20 protein-coding genes and 1 pseudogene are annotated in these 20,704 nt (G+C 68.7%); 5 read left to right on the top strand and 16 right to left on the bottom strand.

The annotated features are described in order from the left end of the window. Window positions 1-323 precede the first annotated feature (323 nt). The 5 genes from ABFT43_RS17565 to ABFT43_RS17545 all read right to left on the bottom strand — a co-directional run bounded on the left by ABFT43_RS17565 (window position 324) and on the right by ABFT43_RS17545 (window position 4,799). Window positions 324-983, bottom strand: a complete 660-nt coding sequence (locus ABFT43_RS17565) for a GntR family transcriptional regulator (protein WP_347961590.1) — start codon at window positions 981-983, stop codon at window positions 324-326. Next, on the bottom strand, window positions 980-1,717 hold the full coding sequence (locus tag ABFT43_RS17560; protein ID WP_347961589.1) for an HAD family hydrolase: 738 nt from the start codon (window positions 1,715-1,717) through the stop codon (window positions 980-982). Before ABFT43_RS17560 ends, ABFT43_RS17565 begins: the two co-directional genes overlap by 4 nt. Next, on the bottom strand, window positions 1,714-2,598 hold the full coding sequence (locus tag ABFT43_RS17555) for a sulfurtransferase (protein ID WP_347961588.1): 885 nt from the start codon (window positions 2,596-2,598) through the stop codon (window positions 1,714-1,716). The genes ABFT43_RS17560 and ABFT43_RS17555 overlap by 4 nt, the downstream gene beginning before the upstream one ends. Next, complete coding sequence (locus ABFT43_RS17550; protein WP_347961587.1) at window positions 2,595-3,956, bottom strand: LLM class flavin-dependent oxidoreductase; 1,362 nt, start codon at window positions 3,954-3,956, stop codon at window positions 2,595-2,597. The genes ABFT43_RS17555 and ABFT43_RS17550 overlap by 4 nt, the downstream gene beginning before the upstream one ends. 69 nt (window positions 3,957-4,025) lie before the next feature. Beyond that, entirely contained in the window at window positions 4,026-4,799 is a 774-nt protein-coding gene (locus ABFT43_RS17545; RefSeq protein WP_347961586.1) for a hydroxyethylthiazole kinase, read from the bottom strand. A 166-nt stretch (window positions 4,800-4,965) separates the two neighbouring features. On the opposite strand from ABFT43_RS17545, the gene ABFT43_RS17540 reads away from it, so the two are divergent. Continuing rightward, entirely contained in the window at window positions 4,966-5,295 is a 330-nt protein-coding gene (locus tag ABFT43_RS17540) for a hypothetical protein (RefSeq protein ID WP_347961585.1), read from the top strand. A 133-nt stretch (window positions 5,296-5,428) separates the two neighbouring features. Here the strand turns inward: ABFT43_RS17540 and ABFT43_RS17535 are convergent, their stop codons facing one another. From ABFT43_RS17535 to ABFT43_RS17525, 3 genes are all read right to left on the bottom strand, one after another. After that, window positions 5,429-6,073 carry a TetR/AcrR family transcriptional regulator gene (locus ABFT43_RS17535; protein ID WP_347961668.1) on the bottom strand — a complete coding sequence of 215 codons (645 nt, stop codon included), beginning with the start codon at window positions 6,071-6,073 and terminating at the stop codon, window positions 5,429-5,431. Between the two features lie 118 nt (window positions 6,074-6,191). Next, window positions 6,192-7,073 carry an LLM class flavin-dependent oxidoreductase gene (locus tag ABFT43_RS17530; RefSeq protein WP_347961584.1) on the bottom strand — a complete coding sequence of 294 codons (882 nt, stop codon included), beginning with the start codon at window positions 7,071-7,073 and terminating at the stop codon, window positions 6,192-6,194. Further along, window positions 7,070-7,477: a winged helix-turn-helix transcriptional regulator gene (locus ABFT43_RS17525; protein WP_347961583.1), complete on the bottom strand. Its 408-nt coding sequence runs from the start codon at window positions 7,475-7,477 to the stop codon at window positions 7,070-7,072. Before ABFT43_RS17525 ends, ABFT43_RS17530 begins: the two co-directional genes overlap by 4 nt. Window positions 7,478-7,582: 105 nt before the next feature. Here ABFT43_RS17525 and ABFT43_RS17520 point away from each other — a divergent pair, with 105 nt between their 5' ends. After that, a complete protein-coding gene (locus ABFT43_RS17520) occupies window positions 7,583-8,638 on the top strand; it encodes a pirin family protein (RefSeq protein WP_347961582.1) in 1,056 nt (351 codons plus the stop codon). On the opposite strand, the gene ABFT43_RS17515 is transcribed toward ABFT43_RS17520, so the two are convergent. The 3 genes from ABFT43_RS17515 to ABFT43_RS17505 form a co-directional block, all read right to left on the bottom strand. Beyond that, window positions 8,639-10,747 carry a DUF6541 family protein gene (locus tag ABFT43_RS17515; protein ID WP_347961581.1) on the bottom strand — a complete coding sequence of 703 codons (2,109 nt, stop codon included), beginning with the start codon at window positions 10,745-10,747 and terminating at the stop codon, window positions 8,639-8,641. Window positions 10,748-10,858: 111 nt separating this feature from the next. Then, complete coding sequence (locus ABFT43_RS17510; RefSeq protein ID WP_347961580.1) at window positions 10,859-12,121, bottom strand: MFS transporter; 1,263 nt, start codon at window positions 12,119-12,121, stop codon at window positions 10,859-10,861. After that, the gene (locus tag ABFT43_RS17505) at window positions 12,118-12,768 is read right to left on the bottom strand and encodes a GntR family transcriptional regulator (RefSeq protein ID WP_347961579.1); all 651 of its coding nucleotides are present in this window, start codon (window positions 12,766-12,768) and stop codon (window positions 12,118-12,120) included. The genes ABFT43_RS17510 and ABFT43_RS17505 overlap by 4 nt, the downstream gene beginning before the upstream one ends. A 274-nt stretch (window positions 12,769-13,042) precedes the next feature. On the opposite strand from ABFT43_RS17505, the gene ABFT43_RS17500 reads away from it, so the two are divergent. After that, a complete protein-coding gene (locus tag ABFT43_RS17500; RefSeq protein ID WP_347961667.1) occupies window positions 13,043-14,239 on the top strand; it encodes an NAD(P)-dependent malic enzyme in 1,197 nt (398 codons plus the stop codon). Between the two features lie 58 nt (window positions 14,240-14,297). Here ABFT43_RS17500 and ABFT43_RS17495 read toward each other — a convergent pair. The 5 genes and pseudogenes from ABFT43_RS17495 to ABFT43_RS17475 form a co-directional block, all read right to left on the bottom strand. After that, window positions 14,298-14,973: pseudogene (locus ABFT43_RS17495) on the bottom strand (VOC family protein). Between the two features lie 107 nt (window positions 14,974-15,080). Further along, window positions 15,081-15,788, bottom strand: coding sequence for a hypothetical protein (locus tag ABFT43_RS17490; protein ID WP_347961578.1), 708 nt, complete (start codon window positions 15,786-15,788; stop codon window positions 15,081-15,083). Between the two features lie 141 nt (window positions 15,789-15,929). Beyond that, window positions 15,930-16,412, bottom strand: coding sequence for an enoyl-CoA hydratase (locus tag ABFT43_RS17485; RefSeq protein ID WP_347961577.1), 483 nt, complete (start codon window positions 16,410-16,412; stop codon window positions 15,930-15,932). Window positions 16,413-16,733: 321 nt separating this feature from the next. Next, entirely contained in the window at window positions 16,734-17,909 is a 1,176-nt protein-coding gene (locus ABFT43_RS17480) for a hypothetical protein (protein WP_210753964.1), read from the bottom strand. 71 nt (window positions 17,910-17,980) lie between these two features. Continuing rightward, complete coding sequence (locus ABFT43_RS17475; RefSeq protein WP_347961576.1) at window positions 17,981-18,853, bottom strand: hypothetical protein; 873 nt, start codon at window positions 18,851-18,853, stop codon at window positions 17,981-17,983. 250 nt (window positions 18,854-19,103) lie between these two features. Here ABFT43_RS17475 and ABFT43_RS17470 point away from each other — a divergent pair, with 250 nt between their 5' ends. Continuing rightward, on the top strand, window positions 19,104-19,748 hold the full coding sequence (locus ABFT43_RS17470; protein ID WP_347961575.1) for a hypothetical protein: 645 nt from the start codon (window positions 19,104-19,106) through the stop codon (window positions 19,746-19,748). A 13-nt stretch (window positions 19,749-19,761) separates the two neighbouring features. Beyond that, a complete protein-coding gene (locus tag ABFT43_RS17465; protein WP_457590176.1) occupies window positions 19,762-20,619 on the top strand; it encodes an esterase/lipase family protein in 858 nt (285 codons plus the stop codon). The last annotated feature ends 85 nt before the right edge of the window (window positions 20,620-20,704 follow it).

The raw sequence follows: 20,704 nt of genomic DNA, 5'->3' as shown, positions 1-20,704 counted from the left end.
GGCCGGGCGCAGCGCGACGACCATTCTGCGCGGCAAGGTCAGCCGCAGCGCGTCGGCGTCGTACTTCTCCTTGAGTCCGTTCAGTATCCGGGTCGCCTTGCCGTGGGTGTCGAGACGAGCGCCTAGACGAACCATCGCCTTGCGCCGGGCCGGCACGCCTTCGGCGACGATCGGGGTGAGGACGCCACCGACGATGCGCGCGGTGTCGAGCACACCGGCGGTCGCGAGGCGGGGCGGAGGCACGATCGGGTGGTCACGCGAGGTCATCGCCGTCGGCCACCCGGGGACCGGCTGGGTGAAACGACGACGTGACCCGACCCTGGTCAGGGGAGCGGCTTCTCGCCGGCCTTCATCGACCGCGAGACGAGCTGGGAGATGCGCACGTCCCGGTCGTGATTGAGGTGTTCGAGCATGAGCAGCCGCGCCTTCTCGGCTGCCCCGTCGACGATCGCGGAGAGGATCTGCTCGTGTTCGTCGATCGAGCTCTCGAAGCTCTCGCGACCGGTGGGGGTGAACCACGGCGCGCTCACCTTGCACTGGTCCCGGAGGTCCCGTTCCAGCGCATGGATGGTCTGGTTGTGTGAGGCCAGCATGACGCAGTCGTGGAAGACGTTGAGCGCGTGCCGGATCTCCGCCGGGTCGGTGTGCGTGCGGCTCTGCGTCAGCGCCTCCCTGAGGCGGGCGATGTCGACGGGTGTGTGGCGTTCGGCGGCGGCCGCGGCCGCGCTCGACTCGAGGACGGCGCGCACCTCGAAGATTTCGAGCATCTCCTCGTCGCTGCGGATGCGCAGGACGAAACCACGGGACGCCGCGACGATCAGGCCCTTGCGTTCCAGCAACCCCAACGCCTCACGCACCGGGGTCCGCGACACCCCGAACTCCTCGCTCAGGGCCTGGGGGATGAGGACGGCGTCGGCCGGGTAATGGCCGTGCGTCAGGCGCTCGTGCAGCGCTTCGTAGACCGCGTCGCGGGCGCTCTTCATCTACGGTCACCTTCCGGGGCATCGTTCGGGACGGACAGTGTGAGCCCCTCGATCCTCGCAGACAACCCGACGAGGGTGTCGACGGTGACCGAGGTCAGGTCGTCGACGATGAGCGCGGTGTCGTCGGAGAACCGGTGGGTTCCGGTCTGCACGCCGACGAGCGGGATGCCCAGGCGCCGGGCGGTGAGTTCGTCCCACTTGCCGTCGCCGAGGATCACCAATCGCCAGCCGTCGACGTCGTGGCCGATCGCCTGGCCGATGGCGTCACGCACGATGGCGGCACGGTCGTCGTGTTCGGTGCCGGTGGCCAGCGGCACCTCGTCGGCGTCGACGCCGAGCAGACGCAGCTTGGTCCGGGCGAGTGCCCGGAACGATCCGGTGGCGAAGGCCCAGTGCACATCGACTCGATCCGCCAACTCCGACAGCAGTTTCCGCGCGCCGGGGATCTCGTCGACCGCACCGGCGGCGACGTGAACGTCGAATTCCTTGTCGTAGAGGCGTTCGAGCTCCGCGATGAACTCGGGGTCGGCGGGCACGCCGTGCTTGTCCTCGTACACCTCGCCGGTCACCGCCGAATCGGTGTAGGCGCGATACGCCGTCCACGGTTTGGCGAGCACGTCGAGGCCGTGACGCGCCAGGACCTCGATGGCGACGCGGTCGTGCGCGGCGGCGGAGTCGAGCAGCGTGCCGTCGATGTCGAAGACGGCCAGCGTCCGGGGCCGCGCGGCGCTCATCGCGGCTCCCGTCCGGTGACGAGTGGAAGCTCGGGGTGGCTGCGCCACTCGCTGAGCGATCCGTCGTACACCCGCGGCCGCGGGTACCCGGCCTCGACGAAGGCCAGTGCGGCGCCCGACGCGTTGATGCCCCCGCCGCAGTAGACGATGACCTCGGAGTCGTGACCGATCCCCTTCTGCCCCAACAACTCCCGTGTTCGTTCCGGCGAGAATGTGCCGTCGTCGGACAGGAGATCCGGATACGGGACGCTCAGGCTTCCCGGGATGTGCCCGGGACGGTCACCACCGGATTCGCCGGTGTAGTCCGGAGTGCGGAGGGCACACACCAGCGTCGTCGACGACGATTCGTCATCGGAGATCGCCCGGACCTCGTCGAGACCGGCGAAGACCCCTTCGAGCTCGCGGAGTTCGGGGGCGCCCACGGACCTGGCCGGGGTGGCGGGGTCACCGGATTCGACCGGGTGGCCCAGCGCCGTCCACCGGGCGAACCCACCGTCGAGGACGCGGACACGGTCGAATCCGAAGGAACGCAACACCAACCACACCCGCGCCGCGTAAGCCCCGCTGAGCTGGTCGTACACCACGATGTCGTCGGCTGGGGTGATGCCCAGTTCCGCTGTCGCCGCGGTCATCTGCTCGAGGGTCGGGCGGGTGAACGCGATCGGCGACGACGGGTCGGAGAAGGTCGCGAACAGGTCCGCGAACCGGGCCCCCGGGATGTGGGCGGCCCGGAACACGTCGTGCCCGGGGTCGAACACCGTCAGTCCCGTGGTGTCCACCGATCGCGCGATGCTGGCGTCGAGGACGACGACCCCGTCGGTGTGGTCGTGCAGCCATTGCGCCGTGACGAGGGCGCCGGTCTCGGCCGGGTCGGCGGTCATGCCGTGACCGGGGCGACGCTCTTGGCCCGGTTGCGCCACTCACCGCGCTCGGGACGGTTGAGGCCGAGGTTCTCGCGGAGGGTCTCGCCCTCGTACTCGGTCCGGAAGAGGCCGCGGCGCTGCAGCTCCGGCACCACGAGCGTCGCGAAGTCCTCGAAGGCGGCCGGCACGTGGGTCGCCTGGATCATGAAGCCGTCGGCGGCGCCGGCGTCGAGCCACTGCTCCATCGTGTCGGCGATGTCGGACGGCGAGCCGATCATGTTGCCCTCGGTGCGGGCGCCGTACCAGCGTCCGATCTCGCGGATCGACAGCTTCTCCCGCTCGGCGAACTCGACGACCTCGCGGTAATGGCCCTCGACGCCGACGACTTCCAGGGACGGCAGCGGTCCGTCGAGGTCGTACTTCGTGAGGTCGACGTTGACGTGGTACGCCAACCGGGACAATCCCGCCTCGGGGTCGACGAGCTCGAAGAACGCCTCGTGCCTGGCCAGGGCGTCGCGGTAGTCCTTGCCGACGACGGTGGTGGCCGCGGGAAGGATCTTGAGCTGTTCGGGGTCCCGGCCGTGTGCGGCCGCGCGCTCCTTCATGTCACGGTAGAAGGCGATTCCGCTCTCCAGGGACTCGTGGCTGCAGAACACGACATCTGCCCAGCGGGAGGCGAAGTCGCGACCGGTCGGCGACGCGCCGGCCTGCACGATGACCGGGTAGCCCTGCGGCGGGCGGGGCACACCCAGTGGTCCCTGCACCTGGAAGAAGCGGCCCTTGTGGTCGATGGCCTCGACCTCCTCGGGGCGGGCGAAGCGCCCGGCTTCCTTGTCGCGGATCAGCGCGTCGTCGGACCAGGAATCCCACAGACGGGTGGTGACCTCGAGGAACTCCTCGGCACGCGCGTACCGTTCCTCGCGATCGGGCAACCTGTCCTGGTTGAAGTTCTGCGCCTCGGCGTCCTGGAAGCTGGTCACGACGTTCCACCCGGCGCGCCCACCGCTGAGGTGATCGAGGGTTCCCATCGAACGCGCGAGGTTGTAGGGCTCCTGGTATCCGGTCGACATCGTCGCGGCCACACCGAGTTTGGTGGTCACCGAGCTCATCAGGGTGATCACTGTCATCGGATCGAGTCGCGGGGTGCCGGTGCCGTACCTGACCGCGGGATCGAAGGAGTTGCCGAGGCTGCGCGGGACCGCGAGGGCATCGGGCACGAAGGCCATGTCGAACTTCGCATCTTCGAGGACCCGCGCGATGTGCAGGTAGTGCTCGGCGGTGAGGAAGCCGTCCCCGGCATCCGGGTGACGCCAGCCGACCGTCCCCTGCGGACCTGCATTCATGAATGCGGCCAGGTGGATCTTCTTGCGGGACATGTCATTCGCTCCTTTGCGACGGATCGGCGGTGGACGGATGGCGGGGCGGCTGCTTCCGGGGCCGCCTCGTCAGAGAAGGGAGAGTTCGTCGACGAACGCGACGGCGAACGACCCGGTGCCGGTGGCACGGGCACCGGCCCGCTGTCCTGCCGCGGCGAACGCGGCGTGAGCGGCCCGCGCGGCGGTGAACGGGTCGACGACCGCGCAGAATCCGGCGCTCAGCGCTCCGAGACTGCAGCCGGTGCCGGTGACCTGCGGCATCCGCGCGTCGCCGCCTTCCACTGAGGTGGCCCGCCCGGACGGATCACACAGGTAGTCGACCTTGCCGGAGACCGCGACCACGGAGTCGAGCCGGACGGCCAGGTCCTTGACGGTGTCGATGACCTCCGAGGAGTCGAGGGTCGAATCGACGCCGCTGCCTCCCGAACCGCCCGCCAGGGCGGAGATCTCGCTGGCGTTGCCGCGGATGATCGCCGGCTTGTACTCGAGCAGCGACTTCAGGATGTCGTCGTATTCGGTGGCTCCGGCTCCGATGGCCACGGGGTCGAAGACCCACGGGGTACCGGCCTTGTGCGCGGTCGCCGCGGCCTCTTCGAGGGCCTCGGGCGTCACCGACGACATGAGCGCGGCGCCGTTGATCCAGACCGCCCCCGCGCCCGCGGGGAATGCGGCGGTGAAACCGGGAGCGGCACCGATGGCCGGGCCCGCACCGAGCGCGAGCAGCACGTTCGCGCTCAGGTTGGCTGCGACGTAGTTGGTCAGTCCGTAGACGAACGGGGCCTTGTCCCGAAGGCTCGCGATGGCGGCCTGCACCTCGGGCGACTCGATGGTCGTCGTCTCCATCTCCACTGCTCTCCTTGCGTATCGCACTTCGGGACTCGAACTGCATTTAGTTGTATACAGATGCATGCGACCGAGCCAGCCGGGAGCGACTTAAATTCACGCCGGTTTCAAAACTGCCAGGTGTCGTCGTGTGATGTCCGCCTCGCCGTGGTCCACGATGGTCTCCATGCGTGATCTCACCGCCGACGACCTCGGGGTTCTCCTGTCGGTGTTCGCCGTGCTGTTGCTGGCCTTCGGCGCCGACTTCCACTTCTCCCGCCGCATGGCCAAGCGCCACAAGCTGTCGGCGCGGGTGATCATGACGGTCAACATCACGGGCGAACTCGCCACCGCCATCGCCCTGGTGCTCACCTGGGTCGCGCTGTGGAGCCCCACGGCGTGGGAACGGATCGACGACATGCTCGTCTTCGTCCCGGGTTGCATCGCGATGCTGTGCGTCGTGATCCTCGCGGTCGAGACCGTGGTGTCACGGACGATGGACGTGTGGCGGGGGTGACTTCGACGCCCCGGGCGCGCCGGCGCACGCGGGAGATCCCCGCCACGGACAAGTCGCGGGCGACATCACGGGTGTTCCGACGCCCGCGCGCGGGGGCGTATCGGAAGGCACACCACTGCGGCCGATGGCTGCGTCAGGGAGCAGAGGAGAGCAGCGCGACGATCGCCCTCGCGAGACCCTTCCGCGCCAGTTCCTGATCCTGGAAACTGCCGAGCTGCTTCTCGGACACCAGTCCCCGCATCGCGCCCGGCAGGAAGGCCGCGACCTCCCTGACCCGGTCCGGATCGACGTCGAGATCGGCGAAAGCGCGTTGGCACGCGTCGGTCCACGACGGTCCCCAGGACTCGAATTCCGCTGCGGTCTTGGGGTACAGGCGGCGCAGCTCGTCCGGATCACGCGGCAGCGCGGCCCGCAACGTCTCGATGGCCCGGGACTCCGGGGTCAGCAGCCCTTCGAACAGCAGGTCGACGATCGACTCGACGCGTTCGGCCAGTGGCGCCTCGGGTCTCACGGTGACCGGCAGATCGCCGCGCTGTTCGGCGGTGCGGTGCAGCACCGCGGCCCACAGTCCGTCGATGTCGTCGAACTGGTACTTGACGGCACCCCAGGTGGCCCCGATGTCCCTGGCGATCCGGTTGCCCGACACCGCCGTCGGGTCGCCGGATGCAAGCGACTTGATCGCGGCGTCGAGCATCGCATCGCGCGTCGCCTGTCCGCGGCGGTTCGCGCGCCGGCCGGCCGGGGCCGTGGACCGCAGGGTGGCGTCGACGGGTTGCACGGTCGCCGATGGTAGCGACTCGGAATCCTTGCTCACCGCCTCGTCGCCCGTCACCTCGTCGCCCGTCACCTCGTCGCCCGTCACCTCGTCGCCCGTCACCGCGTCGCCCGTCACCTCCTCATCCCCGCCGCTCCGCGGCGACGAGTTCCCGAACCGCGGGCGCGACCTCGTCGGCGAAGCGGGCCAGGTCATCCGGGTCGTCGGTGGCGAGGATGTAGGTGCTCATCCCGAGAGTGACGGTGAGGTCGGTCAGCTGCTCCGCCCACTGGGCGGGGCTGCCGGCGAGCAGACCGTCACCGGCCCCGAAACCGCCGTCGATGTTGTAGATCCGGGTGATCTCCGCGGGATCGCGCCCGGCGGCGCACGCGGCGTCGTCGATGATCTCGCTCTTGACCGCGACCTGATCCGGCGGGACGAACTGCAGGCTGGGTACCCAGGCGTCGGCGATCTCGCCGGTGACCCGCAGCATCCTCGGCCCGAGAGCGCCGAGCCAGATCGGGATGTCGTGTGCCGGAGCAGGTCCCGAGTGGAGTCCGTGAACCGGATAGAACTCGCCGTCGAGATCCACTGTGCCACCGGCCCAGAACGCCCGCAGAACCGCGATCGCCTCCGTCAGCGCTCGGACCGCTTCGCCCGGTGTGCGCCGCGGACCACCGGCGGCGACCACGCCGTCCCAGAACGCGCCGGCACCCAGCCCGAGTTCGACACGGCCACCGGTGATCACGTCGAGACTCGCAGCCGCCTTCGCCAGCATCACCGGTGGGCGCAGGGGCAGATTGGCGACGTTGGGTGACAACCGGATCGACGATGTCCTCGCCCCGATCACCGACAGCAGCGTCCACGTGTCCAGGAACCGCTTCTGGTAGGGGTGATCCTGGATGCTGACCAGGTCCAGACCCCGGGCCTCGGCGATCTCGACCAAACGCAGCAGGTTGTCGAGGTTGTCGGCCCGAGGGCTGGGAAAGAACCCGAAGCGCAACGGTTGTCCGTAGTCGGTCATGACGACTCCTCACCGGATTGACGATCGAACCGTTCGCGAGCCTCCCCGACGCGGGGCGCCAACCGGATGATCACCGACGTGAAGTCGGCGACGGCCGCGCGCACCTCGACCCCGAGGTCGGTCAGCGTGTACAGGACGCAGGAGCGCCGGGTCGGCATGACGCCACGGTCCACCAGTCCGTCCCGCACGAACCGGTGCAGCGTCTGGGACAGCATCCGGTCGTTGATGCCGGTCACCGCCCTGCGCAGTTCGCCGTAGCGGCGGGGCTCGGTGTCGAGGGCGATCAGCACCATCATCGGCCAGACACCGCCGATCGTCTCCAGCGCGGCGCGCACGATGCCCGAACCGGCGAGGACGTCGTCGATCCTCACCTCGTCGGTAGTCGCCGACCGTGCCTCGTCCATGTCCGCGAGCGTACTCTCTCGAAACAAGAGCACTCTTGAAATAAGAGTGAATGTCGGCGTGTTGAGCCGGGTGGACATCGCAGATCGCGATGGAAAGGATTCGTCATGACTCTCACCGAAAAGCGCAGATCCGCGGATCCGGCAACTCCCACGGGGCGCGTCGTCGAGCTCGGCCGCCCCTGGCGTGGCGTCGGACCGTTCCTGTTCACCGCGCATCACGTCGACGCCTACCCGGCCGGCAACGAGCAGATGGGACCGGCCGCCGGGCTCGACGACCGGCATCTCGGCAGCGATTTCGGGCATCCGTCGGGCTGGAATATGTATCACGGGCGAACCGTTCCCGGATTCCCCGCGCATCCGCATCGCGGCTTCGAGACCATCACGATCGTCCGCAGGGGCGTCGTCGACCACGCCGATTCGACCGGAGCGAGCGCACGCTACGGTGACGGCGACGTCCAGTGGGTGACCGCCGGGCGCGGTGTCTCGCACTCGGAGATGTTCCCGTTGCTGAACACCGACGGCGACAACCCCTTCGAGCTGTATCAGATCTGGCTCAACCTGCCGGCGCGTGACAAGACCGCCGACCCGGAGTTCACGATGCAGTGGCGCGAGGACATCCCGGTGGTGACACGCGGCGGGGAGGAGGCACGGGCCGTCGTGCGCGTGATCGCCGGTCGATTCGGCGACGCGACCGCGCTTGCGCCACCGGCACGTTCATGGGCCTCGGCCCCGGGGTCCGACGTCGCGATCTGGCTGATCGACCTCGACCCGCATGCGACCGTCGCGCTGCCCGCCGCGGGCGGCACCGAGACCCGTCGCCTGCTGTGCGTCCACGGTGACGATGCGGTCGTCGAGATCGACGGTGTCGCAGTCGGATCGGGGCAGGGCTTCGAGCAGGACCGCTCCGCCGCGGTGCGAGTGGTCAACGGCGCCGCGGCGTCGACGATCCTCGTGCTGCAGGGCGCCGAGATCGGCGAACCGGTGGTCCAATACGGGCCGTTCGTGATGAACAGCGCCACCGAGATCGACCTCGCCTTCGACGATTACCGCCGCACGCGGTTCGGTGGCTGGCCGTGGGCGTCGGACGCCCCGGTGCATCCCCGCTCGGAGGCCCGCTTCGCGCGGTACCCGGATGGACGTGTCGAGCGACCCCGCGGCTGATCAGGGGGCGGGCGCGGGTTCCGGTGCCTCGGGAGCGGGCACCGGAACCGGCACCGGCGGGTACACCTTCTCGTTGACCCGGTAGACGACCGCCTCGCCCTGCCGGAACACCTCGGTGAGGCCCGGCGCCCCGTTCTCGCGGAGTTCGAGGAACGGGTCTCCCTGGTGGCCGTTGGCCGGGTCGGGGCGGCCACGCTGGAACTCCCAGTAGCTGGTCGGCGAGTCGATCACGTAGTGCACGTTGAGATCCCGCACGATCTGGTCGATCTTCGGGTCGGCGCCGATCTCGGCCACACCCCAGAAGAGGTCGCGCTGGCGGTCGGAGAACTCGTTGGCCCGGTAGAACGGGAACAGCGGGGTCACGCCGGTCACCGGGTACAGCCAACCGGTGCCCTGATCGAGGTTGTTGAGGACCAGCACGTTGTAGGCGTCGGGCTGGGAGGCCAGCCACGCGTAGGCGGCCAGGTCATCGGGTCCCACGTATTTGCCGCCGCGCTCCTTGGACGCGATCTGCGCGTTCGGCGGGTAGCGGACCACCGCGGCGCCGGCGACGAGGGCCAGCAACACGACATACGTGGCCGCGACCAGGACCCGTGACCTCGGGGTGCGCGCGGGCGTCGCGTCGTCCGGCCCCGTGAGCCGACGCCCGAGGAAGCCGGTGAGCAAGATCAGCGCGGCGCCGATCGCCGTACCCGCAGCCGCGGCGGAGAACATCGCGACGACGAAGGTGAGGCGATGCGGCGAGTTGTAGAAATAACCGCCGATCGCGCCGAGCGGATACGACAGCGGCCCGAGTGACACCACCGCGTTGGTGGTGACGAGAGAGAACACGACCCATCCCGCGAGGCCGGCCCAGCACCGGAGCCAGGCCAGCACGACGAGGCCGAGAACGGTGACGACGATGAGTGGCCAGATCGGGTAGTGGTCGAGGTTCAGCGGGATGGTCCCGTTGAACATGCCCTGCGCCAGCCCGTCGAGGACGCTGATCCCGTCCTCGCGGAAGTCGAAGAACGGCAGCTCGTTGGTGTCGGCGACGCGGATCGTGCCGAGTACCACCGGGAAGATGAGGACGAGGGTGAGCACGGCGGTGACCGCGAGCGTCGCGAGGTCGGCAAGGCGACTCACCGCGGGACGCCACGCTCCCTCCAGCAGCCACCAGAGAGCGACGATCACGCCGACCAGGATCAGCCCGGACGGATGGGTGGCGGTCACACCGGACACGGCCAGGGCGGCGGGCCCGACGCGACGGCGGTCCCGCACGACGCTCATCACCAGCACGGCCGCGACCGGGGCGATGCTCACCCCGACCGCGTTGGGCACCGAGGTGAGCTGCACCTCGACATACGGCAGCGACGGGAACAGCGCACCGATCGCACCGGCGGTGCCCGCGATGAGCGCCGAGGCGTTCACGTCGTATCGGTGCCGGGCGAACCAGTAGGCCAGCGACGCGACGCCGAGAGGAACCGTGATGGCCAGCACCGCAGGCGAATACGTGTTGTACATCTCGACCGGGTTGGCGCCGGTCAACGGGAAGAGCAGGGCACCCAGCGCATGCCAGGTGTTCGGGTAGTAGTTGAACCCGTGGGTGTCGTAGTTCATCAGCTCGCCCATGCGCAGGGCCGAACCGATGCCGGTCTCGTGGATCCAACGCAGAGAACTGGCGTGCCACAACGAATCCCACACCTGCGAGATGTTGTTGAGGCCCGCGAACGCGGTCTTGGCCACGGGGCGGATGCACGTCACCGCGATGATGAGGCCGCCCAGCCCGAGGCCCGCCGCGACGCGGAGCATCGCGGTCCGTCCGACCCGGGGTTCGCCGGTGTCCGGCGGGACCGGGGCGAGACGCCGTCCGATGCCCGTCTGCAGCAGACGCGAGTAGATCCACGCGCCGATGAGCGCGAGGACCAGGCCGACCAATGCCGACACCACGTTCCACTCGAACCCGACGGCGGAGTACAGCACGGTGAGGACCGAGACGAGCGCGAACGTGATCGGGGGCCCGGCCGCGAGCGCCACCGGCCACGGCAGGTTCATGCGTCGGCCGACGACGGCGCCCGGGAGGATCAGCATCAGCGCGGTCACGATGACCACCCACGCTGCCAACACCATCAACCCGCGCCCTCCACACTCGTCCGTCACCCCGGGTCGGTCCGGCTCGTCTCCCCCGTCGTCCGGTGAACCGGCCGCGACCAAACATTCAGCAGGGTACCCGCCGGTGTCTCACCGCGGCTGTCCGGTGACCGCCGCCTCGTCGGGCGCGTCGTCGAGGACGATCTCCTCGATCTCCGGGCGGTGGCGGGCGTGCCCCGCCAGGGAGATCGCGAGGCAGGCGAGCGCGACGACGGCCCCGAACCCGAACATCTCCGTGTACGTGATCGACGTCCAGGTCTCGGAGATCCACGCCAGCAGAGCCGGTACGGCGAAGCCCAGGTAGGTGAAGCTGTAGAAGACCGCGGTCAGGCCCGCGAGGTCGTCGGGGTCGGCGATGCGCTGCACCTCGAGCAGCCCGGTGATCAGCGCCATGCCGTATCCGCAACCGAGGAGGGTGGCGGCGACGAGCGCGAGCCAGACCGTGAGCACGTGCGCAGCGAGTGCCGCGACGAGCATGCCCGCGACCAGCGTCGTGAGCGCGACGACGATGCCACGCGAACTGCCCGGCACGTTGATGCGCCGACCGATCGATTGGATGCCGAAGCCGGCGCCCAGCCCGAGGACGCAGCAGAGGGCGGCGAAGGCGATGGGCGCGCCGGTGGTGCGCACCGACATCAGCGCCGGGATGATCGCGTAGGCCGACGCCGCGGCGCCGAACACCCACGGGGCCAGCGGCACGACGACGAACAGGAAGCGGCGATGCCCGGCGGCGCGGATGCGGAGATCGTCGCGCAACGGACGTGGATCGGCGCGGCGCAGCCGGGTCTCCGGCACGCGCATCAGGAGCGCGAGTGCGCAGATCGCGATGGCGATGTTGAGCGCGTACGGCAGGATGTGCGGCTTCGGGCCCCACTCGGCGAGGACTCCTGCGACGCCTGCGCCGATGCCGAATCCGGCGGTCAGGCTCATCGCGGCGCGTCCCGCCCCGGCGCCGACGCGGGCGCCGTCGCGGTCGGAGAGTTCCTTGATCCAACTGCCGCCCACGGCCATCGACAGGCCGAGCGCGATCCCGCTGCAGATGCGACCCACGGTCAGCAGTGCCACCGACTGGGATCCGGCTGCGAGCAGCACCGAGCCGAGCGCGGCGAATACCGGCGCGGGCAGCATCAGGGGCCGGCGCCCGAGGCGGTCCGACAGCGGCCCACCGATGAGCAGCGCGGGCACGATCCCGAGGACGTAGGCGAACAGCAGGGCATCGACGACGACCGGCGACAGGCCGCTGATCTGCCGGTACATGACCAGCAGCGGGGTGAATTCGTTGCCGCCCCATGCGGAGGCGAAGACGGCCAACGACACCGCCGACCAGCCGAGTCGGGCGCGGGTGTTGCTCATGCGGACGCTCCCGGGAGGTCGTGGACCCCGGCGAGATGCCCGGCCAGGAGTCGTTCGAAACGATCGGCGTCGGCGGCCTCGATGGCCCCGAGCAGATCGAGATGGTCGGTGAGGATGCGCGAGGCCACGGCCGCGTCGCGGTGGACCGAGGCAATCGTCATCCGGCGATGCCGTTCGCCGAGCGTGACGTAGAAGTCGGCGAGGATCGGGTTGTCGCCCGCAGCCGCGATCAGCTGATGGAACTGGGCGTCGAGGCGGGAGAACTCGACGACGTCGGACGGGTCGGCCCGGCGGTGGGCGTCGAGGTTGTCGCGGAGAGCGGCGACGAGTTCGGGCACCGCGGCCGGTCGCGACGTCAGCGAACGCACCGCGTGTCCCTCGAGGAGACGTCGGGCGTCGATCACGTCACGCTTCTCACGCTCCCCGATCGGCACGACGAGGGCGCCTCGTTTCGGGTACAGACGCATCCACCCCTCGGCCTCGAGTCGCAGGAACGCCTCGCGCACCGGGGTCCGGCTCACCGAGCACCTCGCGGCGATCTCACCCTCGCTGATCAGCTCACCACCCGCGATCGAGTTTGTGAGGATCCGCTCCTTGACCTCGGCATATACGCGCTCAGCAGCGGATTCGGTAGCGGTACGCGACATAGACACAAGTTGTACCTTACCAACGTCCGATGGAGTCCTCGGCAGGCCCTACCCCGGTGCTCGGACGGCGTTCGGCGATGAGACACTTAATGTGGCCGTAACGAGCGTCATCCCGCTCTCGTGCCCTGACCGCGTCCGCTGAGCCATCCGCTCGCGTAGTAGACGCGGTCGCTCGTTAGCTCGCGGGCAGCGTCGCCGGCGAGACGATGCAACCCGCGCCGCATTCTGCGGCCATCAGGAGGACCCGACCGTGACGAGCACGGAGGACACACGTATGGGCGACACCCCGATCACCGAACCCTCGATCGCCGACATGCCGATCACCGACGAAGAGATCTTCTTGGCTCACGCCGGCGGCAAGTTGTCGGTCGAGCTGCGCGCGCCGATCGACACCCAACGCGACCTGTCGATCGCCTACACCCCGGGTGTCGCCCAGGTCTCGCGCGCCATCGACACCGACGCCACCCTGGTGAACAAGTACACCTGGACCGACCGCCTGGTCGCCGTGGTGAGCGATGGTTCGGCCGTTCTCGGACTCGGCGACATCGGCCCGCGTGCGTCGCTGCCGGTCATGGAGGGCAAGTCGGCGCTGTTCCGCAGCTTCGCAGGGCTGAACTCGATCCCGATCGTCCTGGACACCAAGGACCCCGACGAGATCGTCGAGACCCTCATCCGCCTGCGCCCGAGCTTCGGCGCGGTCAACCTCGAGGACATCTCGGCACCGCGGTGCTTCGAGATCGAGCGCCGTGTGATCGAGGCGCTGGACTGCCCGGTGATGCACGACGACCAGCACGGCACCGCCATCGTCGTCCTCGCCGCCCTCAAGGGTGCGATCACCCACCTCGGCCGTGACATCACCGGCCTGCGCGTGGTCATCTCCGGCGCCGGTGCCGCAGGTGTCGCGTGTGCCAACATCCTGCTGGCGGCCGGCGTCACCGACGTCATCGTGCTCGACTCGAAGGGCATCGTCTCCGAAGGCCGTGACGGCCTCAACGAGTCGAAGGCGGAGCTCGCCTCGCGCACCAACCCACGCGGTGTGACGGGCGGCGCGGTCGAGGCGCTCGCCGGTGCGGATGTCTTCATCGGCGTCTCGGCCGGCGTCATCCCCGAGGAGCTGATCGCGTCGATGAACAAGGACTCGATCGTGTTCGCGCTGTCGAACCCCGATCCGGAGATCCACCCGGAGGTCGCCGCAAAGTACGCGGCGGTCGTCGCCACCGGTCGCAGCGATTTCCCGAACCAGATCAACAACGTGCTGGCGTTCCCCGGTGTGTTCAAGGGCGCTCTGGACGCAGGTGCGCGCCGGATCAGCGAGGGTATGAAGATCGCTGCCGCAGACGCGATCTTCTCGGTGGTCGCCGACGATCTGGCCGCCGACCGCATCGTGCCGAGCCCGCTGGACCAGCGCGTCGCCCCGGCTGTCGCCGCAGCCGTCGCGAAGGCCGCGCAGGACGAGGGGCTCTGCTCGTAGATCTGCCGATGAGGCGTCGTCGACGCGGGGGGGGTTCGGCCCCCGCCGGTCGCGTTCTCTAGGTGTCGCGTGCCTGCCAGGTACACAGGCAGATCTCGTTGTCCTCGGGGTCGGCGAGAATCCACCATGCGGGCGCGTGCTCGTCCGAGAGCAGCTGACCCCCCGCGGTGATGGCGGCCTGCAGACGGCGGTGCGCTTCGTCGTGCGGCAACCAGATGTCGAAGTGGATGCGATTGCGCTGTGGCCGCGGCCCATCCATCTGCTGGAACCACACCCCCGGTAGCCGGCCTGCGGGGTCGACCAGGTCGACGTTCTCTCTTTCGTGCGCGTCCGAGTAGCCGAGGATGGCTCTCCAGAACGGACGGACGGCGTCGATGTGCATCGCGTCGATCGCCAGGTCGATCTGCGCGACGGGCTCCGGCAGCGCCTCCAGGGACATCTCCGCGGCGATGCCGGTGATCCGGTTGGCGAGTGCGGCATCGGCTTCGGTGAGTTGGTGGGCGCTGTGCGTGGTCAGCGTGAGATGGACCGTGCCATAGCGAAGATCGATGTCGGGGTGATGGTCGGCCTCTTCCGCGGCCTCGATGACCTTGGTGACGAACTCACCCCCGCACACCATCGACCCGGTGCGAAAGGCGGCGGCGAGCCCTGCCGCCTCCGATGACGCGCCACGGATCGGAGACGATCTCGGTGGCCTGTTGGGCGGTGAGTGGCGTACGCGTGGACCCGGTCATGCTCCCCCATGCTGCTCCTCCGGAAGCCGTTCCGAAAGGGGTTCCGGATCCGCAGATTCCGTTCGGAGTGCCGGGTTCCGGCACGCAGAACGCAGTCCGGGATGCTGTCAGCGCCGGTTGGACGCGGCCGCGGCGAGTTTCGCGATCGTGTCGGTGGTCGCCGGGAGAAAGCCGCGCCGCGCTTCGGCGTCGAGGGTGGTGCCGGCACCGATGACCGGGTCATAGTCCAGGCCGATGACGCCGCCGACCGCACCGGACACGACGCCGACCAGCATCTCGGCGAGACCTTTCTGCCGGGACACCGGCAGCGGGCTGGAGATCACGACGACGGTCTTCTCCAGCACGCCGGCGCGATCCCACTCGGTGAAGACGACACGTGCCCGGTTGAGCAGGTCCGGTCGCGGGCTGATCACGAGGACCGGGGTGAGATTCGGCAGGTCGTCCTCGGCGAGTTCGGGCAGCAGCGTCAGCGGATGCGCGCCGGCGTCGACGACGGGTACGGCCCCTTGGCGCCACACCTCGACGACGGCGTCGGTGACGGTCGTCTCCTCGGGAGGAAGCCACAGACCGGTCCCCGACGAGGTGCGCAACAACTCGTCATCGCCGGTGCCGCGAAGGCGGAGCTCGATGTCGCAGTCGTTGCACGACGCATCGACCCACCAGGACAGGAGGCCGAGACCCGACGCCGCGCGATACTCGGCGAGCAGCGCTGAGACGACGGACGTGCCGACGCCGCCCGCCGTGCCACAGACGACGACGGCCCGCTCATCCCAGGATTGCGGGTCGCCGTCGCGAAGAGGAGTTGAACCAGTCATCAGTCCTCATGGAACCAGAAGGTGGTCGCCGTGACCGCCATGGCCTGTTGTCTCTACCGACAACCCGTATCCAGGCCTCGGCACAGCGCCGCTCGCGCATCACAGCGTCGAACGCCTGGCTCCGAAGCACGCTTGAACGGGCTAGGAAACCAGAAGGTAGCCGCCGTAGCCATAGGACTGGGGCACTGCGACCGGGCTGTTCGCCGAGTACGCACTCACAGTGAACCCCACCAGTCCAGAGCCGGTATGCACGTCCCAGGTCTTGGTCTCTCCGCGCCTCGGCCCAAAGCTGACGGTATTCCACTTGTAGGCGTAATACGCCCGGGCACTCGTGTAGATCGATGCAAACTTGATCCGACACTTGGGGTTTCGCTTCCAAGAGGCACCCTCACCGGTGAACCCGTGCGAACGAACCGTCACCCGCACGATCCCGCGGGTCTTCTCGGGCGCGTCGAGGGTCACCCGTACCGACCCTCGACAGAACGAATGATCACCGAACATCCCGAAATCGTTTCCGGTCGTCGAGACCTGGGGAATCGGTGCGGCAGAACTCACCCCGACTCCACCGGCCGACAACATGATGGCCGCACACACCGTTGCCGCGACAGCCAGGAACTTCTTCATTCTTCCCTCCATTTCACGCCACATCGTCAGCGGCTCATCACACTCGCGGAGATCAGGGGCCCAACATCCACAGCGCCCCCCATAACCCGCGGGCACGCGCACCGGACCATTGATCGCCACCGCTTCGACCGTCAGCTGCACCGGGCCGGATCCAGTCCGGATCTCCCAGGACGTCGTCTCACCTGGGCGGGGACCGAACGAAACCGTGACGGGTTTCGCGAGGTCGTGGCCACGAACGCTCACCAACCGATCGAGAAACTGAAGATCAGGCGCCCGGCGGCGTGGATCTCGACCACTCTCCGCGGAACCATGGGCGTGGATCTACCCTGCCGCAGAGCCCTCACCGGGCCACCGAACGTCACTCCCCGGCACAGCACGCTTCAGATTGTCCGACTGCGTTCGGGTCCAGTCGCGAACCGACTTCGCCACACCAGAGCCGAGCACCGCATACGGCGCGCGCGCCTGCGCTCCCGACCACTTGTATTGAGACGCACCGACCTTCACGTCCACATCACCGCGGTTGTTCACCACGTAGTCGACGGCCGGAAGACCCGAACGGCGTGCCTGATCAGCAGACAGATGGAACTCGAACTGGTTCGGCCCCTTCACCTCTGGGGCAGCGCGACGAGGACCGTCCTTCTTCCACGGCTCATCGGGATTCGCACCCGGATCACCCGCACCCAGCGCGTATGCAAGCAACCCGCCGACAGTGCCACCGACCGCAAATCCCACCGCAGCGCCGGCCGCTCCTACGCCCGCGCCGCCGACAGCTGCACCGATCAACGCGCCAGGGCCGGTCTGGAGAGGCATCGGCTGAACAACCGAGCCGATGGATCCGCCGATGACGGCACCACCAACCGCGCCGACCACCGCCGACGGAATCCCCAGCGCCACGGCACCAGCCGTACCACCGGCCATCACACCGATGATCGTCGCCGCCGCACGACGCGACGCCTCATCCTCCGGCACACCCAGCGAGATCAAACCCTGCGCGATCTTCGCCTCACCATAAGCCGACCACGCATTGATCGAATTCACATCCTTCTCCGACAACCCCTCCGGAATATCCGACACGAAGTTGCCGATACGAATCTTCTCCGGCGGCGGAGCGATCGGACGCACCGGCGGAGCAACCCGCGGCGCAACAGGCTTGGTGATCACCGGCGAATACGGCTGGTCATACGACTGCGCCAGCGAATCGTCATACGGACGATACGGAGCCTCCACCGGCGGACCCGGAATCGAACCCGGCCCCGGAACCTCCACCGGCCGGACGATCGTCTCCCCCGACTCCGGAGCACCCGGCGCCACATCCGACGGCGACGTACCACCCTGTCCCGGAGCAACATCCGACGGGTCCGTGCCACCCTGCTGCGGAACCGCGAGCGCCGCACCAGCGCCCGCGGTGATCGACGCAGCAACCACAGCCGATGTCACCGACAACACCGACCCCGACGGCACCCGACGCCTACGATGCCGACCCCGCGACTGACTCATCCTCTCCTACCCTTCCCCGGCGCACCGCATGCGCGAGACCTCATGTGTGACGAATGCTGTTGCGTGCGAACTCATTCGACAGCCTTGATGGAATCGATGAAATACTTCCCGCCCGTCTTGGACGTGCGGATGATCTGGTTGTAGGTGATCGGCGTGGCGTCGGGCTGCAACTCGGTGAGCGTCACCGCATACTCGCCGGGCTCGAGTTCGCCGATCTTCAGGCAGTGCTCGGTGCCGACAGGACGCTGGTCGATGTACTGCTGCATCACATATTCGGATGCGACCGCGCCGGGGGCGGTCACGGCCCGCGCGGCTTTCGCCGACCGCAGCACGTAGTACGCATAATTGAACGCGCGGATCGCGCCCTCGCCGGATTCCTGATCGCCCCTGTCGTCGCTGTTCGACACCGTCGACCCCGCACCCACCGGGAGCTGTGCGCAGGCCGGCACCCTCACCGCAGGCGAGTTCGACGCGTCGGTCGGTGCAACGGACTCCGTGGTGTCGCCCGCGACGGGTCGTTCCGTCCCGCCGCCGGTGATCGACAGCGCGACAGCAACTGTGGCCGCAATCACAACGGTTGCGACCGCCGCAGCGGCGATTCGCGGGCGAGGACGTAGGAGCCGGCGCCACGCGGGCTCCTCCGGGGAAGCGGCCTTTCGCCTCTCCCGGACCGACTTCTCTGCTTCTGCGAGGAACGCATCCAGGTCCGACGACGGGCGATCCGGAACCTCCATCGGGACGCGTCCAGGGAAGTTCTCCGCCTCGTCGATCATCTGCTGCGGCGCGTCGAGGACGGCGACCGAGGATGTTGCGTCAGGCGGCTGAACCGCATCGACAGAACGGAATCGGGCGAGGTGAGCGGCCAGATCGGCGGCCGGCGTGGCACCGGTGGACGGCCATGCGGGCAGATCGGGGTACCACAGAGACCGTGGGCGCGGCTGCACCAGAATCCCCCCTCCCCCGAACGGCGATCGTCGTCGTCGATACGCACGCGACAGCACGACACCGCAGGAATCCCCCCGAAGGCGCCGGCGACAAGGCCGTCGCTGATCTCGGGTCACCCTACATCAGCTCTCAGGAAGGTCTCAGATGTCGTCCACAGGGTGACCACCCGGGACGTCGAATCACAGAACGTCGAATCACAGAACGTCGAATCACGGATCGCCGAATCCGGCCGCGGTTAGGCTCGGGCGTGTGCTTCTCACCGCGGCCGTGGCGCGCGGGGTCGCCGACGGATCGGTCGATCTCGCGTTCCGACGCTGGGCACGTTCCCGCATCCGCGTCGGGTCTAGTTTCATCGCGCTCGGTCACGTCATCGAGGTGACGTCGCTCGAGAAGGTCGACCCCGACCGCATCACGGCGCAGGACGCGAGTCGCGCCGGATACGACAGCCCCGACGACGTGCGCGCTGCGCTGTGCGTCAACGCCCACAATCCCACCTACCGGATCGGCCTGCGCTGCATCGGTGAGGACCCGCGGATCGCGCTGCGCGCCGACGACAACCTGTCCGACGACGATGTCACCGACATCCGCGCCCGCCTGGATGGGATGGACGCACGGTCCAGGCACGGTCCGTGGACGCGCGCGGTCCTGGTTCTCATCGGGCGACGCCCCGGCGTCGTGTCCACCGAGCTGGCCGCCGCACTCGGCCGGGACCGAAAGAGCTTCAAGGCCGACGTCACGAAGCTGAAGAAGCTCGGCCTCACCGAGAGCCTGGAGGTCGGCTACGCACTTTCGCCGCGGGGCGTCGAATTCCTGCGGCGCGAGGTACCGACGGATGACGATGTGCAGACGGATGACCAGGTGCAGACGGATGACCAGGTGCAGACGGATGAGTAGGTGACGCGCGACAATGATCTCCATGCGTCTTCTCCGGTCCGGATTCCTCGCAGCGGCCACCGGTCTCGCCGCCGCGCTCGCTCTCGCCCCGGGCGCCGCACACGCGGCGCCGTTTCCCGTCACCACCGACGTCAACCAGGCCGTCGCCGACCACTACTTCTCGCCGGCAACCGAAGCGCCGGCCGGGAGCAACCGGTGGGACTGCCGCGACGACCAGGGCCGCGACCCGGTGATCCTCCTGCACGCGACGGCGATGAATCAGAGCGCCAACTGGGCGTACCTCGCCCCGACCCTCGCCAACGCCGGCTATTGCGTCTTCAGCACCACGTACGGGCAGGCGTCGTGGAGCGGCAACACCGGCGGACTCGGCAACAAGGAGCGGGCCACCGGGCAGGTCGCGTCGTTCCTGGATCGTGTCCTCGCCGCCACCGGCGCGTCGAAGGTCGACCTGGTCGGGCACAGTCAGGGCGGGGCGATCGCACAGCTGGTGACACAGCTGCCGGGACGGGCCGCGCAGGTGGACACCATCGTCTCGTTGTCGGCCACGCACCAGGGAACGTCCCGGGTCGGATCGATCACCGACCGACTCCCGGCCCGAGCCCCCGGAGAGGCCGACTGGGGTCCGCGGCATCCGACGATCCGCTACGTGAACTTCGCGACCCGGTTCGACAAGATCTCCACGCCCTACCGGGTCACGCTGATGCCCCCGGGGCCGAACGTGACGAACACGCTGGTCCAGGACGTGTGCCCGGCATCGAAGATCGGTCATGTGGGCATGGCGTACTCCCCGACGGTGGCCGCGCTGGTCCGCAACGCGCTTGATCCGACCCACCCGGTGCCCGTCGTCTGCGGGTCTGACTATCCCCTCTGAGGCACGCCAGGCCAGGAAAGTCCGAGCCGGTTTTTGCTGCGGGCCGTCGACTCGCTAGACTCGTCTGCGCTGCCTCGCGCAGCAC

Origin of the sequence: Gordonia aurantiaca, assembly GCF_039939235.1 — a bacterium.
Classification (GTDB): domain Bacteria; phylum Actinomycetota; class Actinomycetes; order Mycobacteriales; family Mycobacteriaceae; genus Gordonia.
The sequence above is the reverse complement of the archived record's forward strand: the minus strand, read 5'-3'. Positions and strand labels throughout refer to the sequence as shown.

Bases quoted from the DNA above. Each gene is read 5' to 3' on its own strand.
- ABFT43_RS17565 (WP_347961590.1), bottom strand. From the start codon at position 983: ATGAAGAGCGCCCGCGACGCGGTCTACGAAGCGCTGCACGAGCGCCTG.
- ABFT43_RS17560 (WP_347961589.1), bottom strand. From the start codon at position 1,717: ATGAGCGCCGCGCGGCCCCGGACGCTGGCCGTCTTCGACATCGACGGC.
- ABFT43_RS17555 (WP_347961588.1), bottom strand. From the start codon at position 2,598: ATGACCGCCGACCCGGCCGAGACCGGCGCCCTCGTCACGGCGCAATGG.
- ABFT43_RS17550 (WP_347961587.1), bottom strand. From the start codon at position 3,956: ATGTCCCGCAAGAAGATCCACCTGGCCGCATTCATGAATGCAGGTCCG.
- ABFT43_RS17545 (WP_347961586.1), bottom strand. From the start codon at position 4,799: ATGGAGACGACGACCATCGAGTCGCCCGAGGTGCAGGCCGCCATCGCG.
- ABFT43_RS17540 (WP_347961585.1), top strand. From the start codon at position 4,966: ATGCGTGATCTCACCGCCGACGACCTCGGGGTTCTCCTGTCGGTGTTC.
- ABFT43_RS17530 (WP_347961584.1), bottom strand. From the start codon at position 7,073: ATGACCGACTACGGACAACCGTTGCGCTTCGGGTTCTTTCCCAGCCCT.
- ABFT43_RS17525 (WP_347961583.1), bottom strand. From the start codon at position 7,477: ATGGACGAGGCACGGTCGGCGACTACCGACGAGGTGAGGATCGACGAC.
- ABFT43_RS17520 (WP_347961582.1), top strand. From the start codon at position 7,583: ATGACTCTCACCGAAAAGCGCAGATCCGCGGATCCGGCAACTCCCACG.
- ABFT43_RS17515 (WP_347961581.1), bottom strand. From the start codon at position 10,747: ATGGTGTTGGCAGCGTGGGTGGTCATCGTGACCGCGCTGATGCTGATC.
- ABFT43_RS17510 (WP_347961580.1), bottom strand. From the start codon at position 12,121: ATGAGCAACACCCGCGCCCGACTCGGCTGGTCGGCGGTGTCGTTGGCC.
- ABFT43_RS17505 (WP_347961579.1), bottom strand. From the start codon at position 12,768: ATGTCGCGTACCGCTACCGAATCCGCTGCTGAGCGCGTATATGCCGAG.
- ABFT43_RS17500 (WP_347961667.1), top strand. From the start codon at position 13,043: ATGGGCGACACCCCGATCACCGAACCCTCGATCGCCGACATGCCGATC.
- ABFT43_RS17490 (WP_347961578.1), bottom strand. From the start codon at position 15,788: ATGACTGGTTCAACTCCTCTTCGCGACGGCGACCCGCAATCCTGGGAT.
- ABFT43_RS17485 (WP_347961577.1), bottom strand. From the start codon at position 16,412: ATGAAGAAGTTCCTGGCTGTCGCGGCAACGGTGTGTGCGGCCATCATG.
- ABFT43_RS17480 (WP_210753964.1), bottom strand. From the start codon at position 17,909: ATGAGTCAGTCGCGGGGTCGGCATCGTAGGCGTCGGGTGCCGTCGGGG.
- ABFT43_RS17465 (WP_457590176.1), top strand. From the start codon at position 19,762: ATGATCTCCATGCGTCTTCTCCGGTCCGGATTCCTCGCAGCGGCCACC.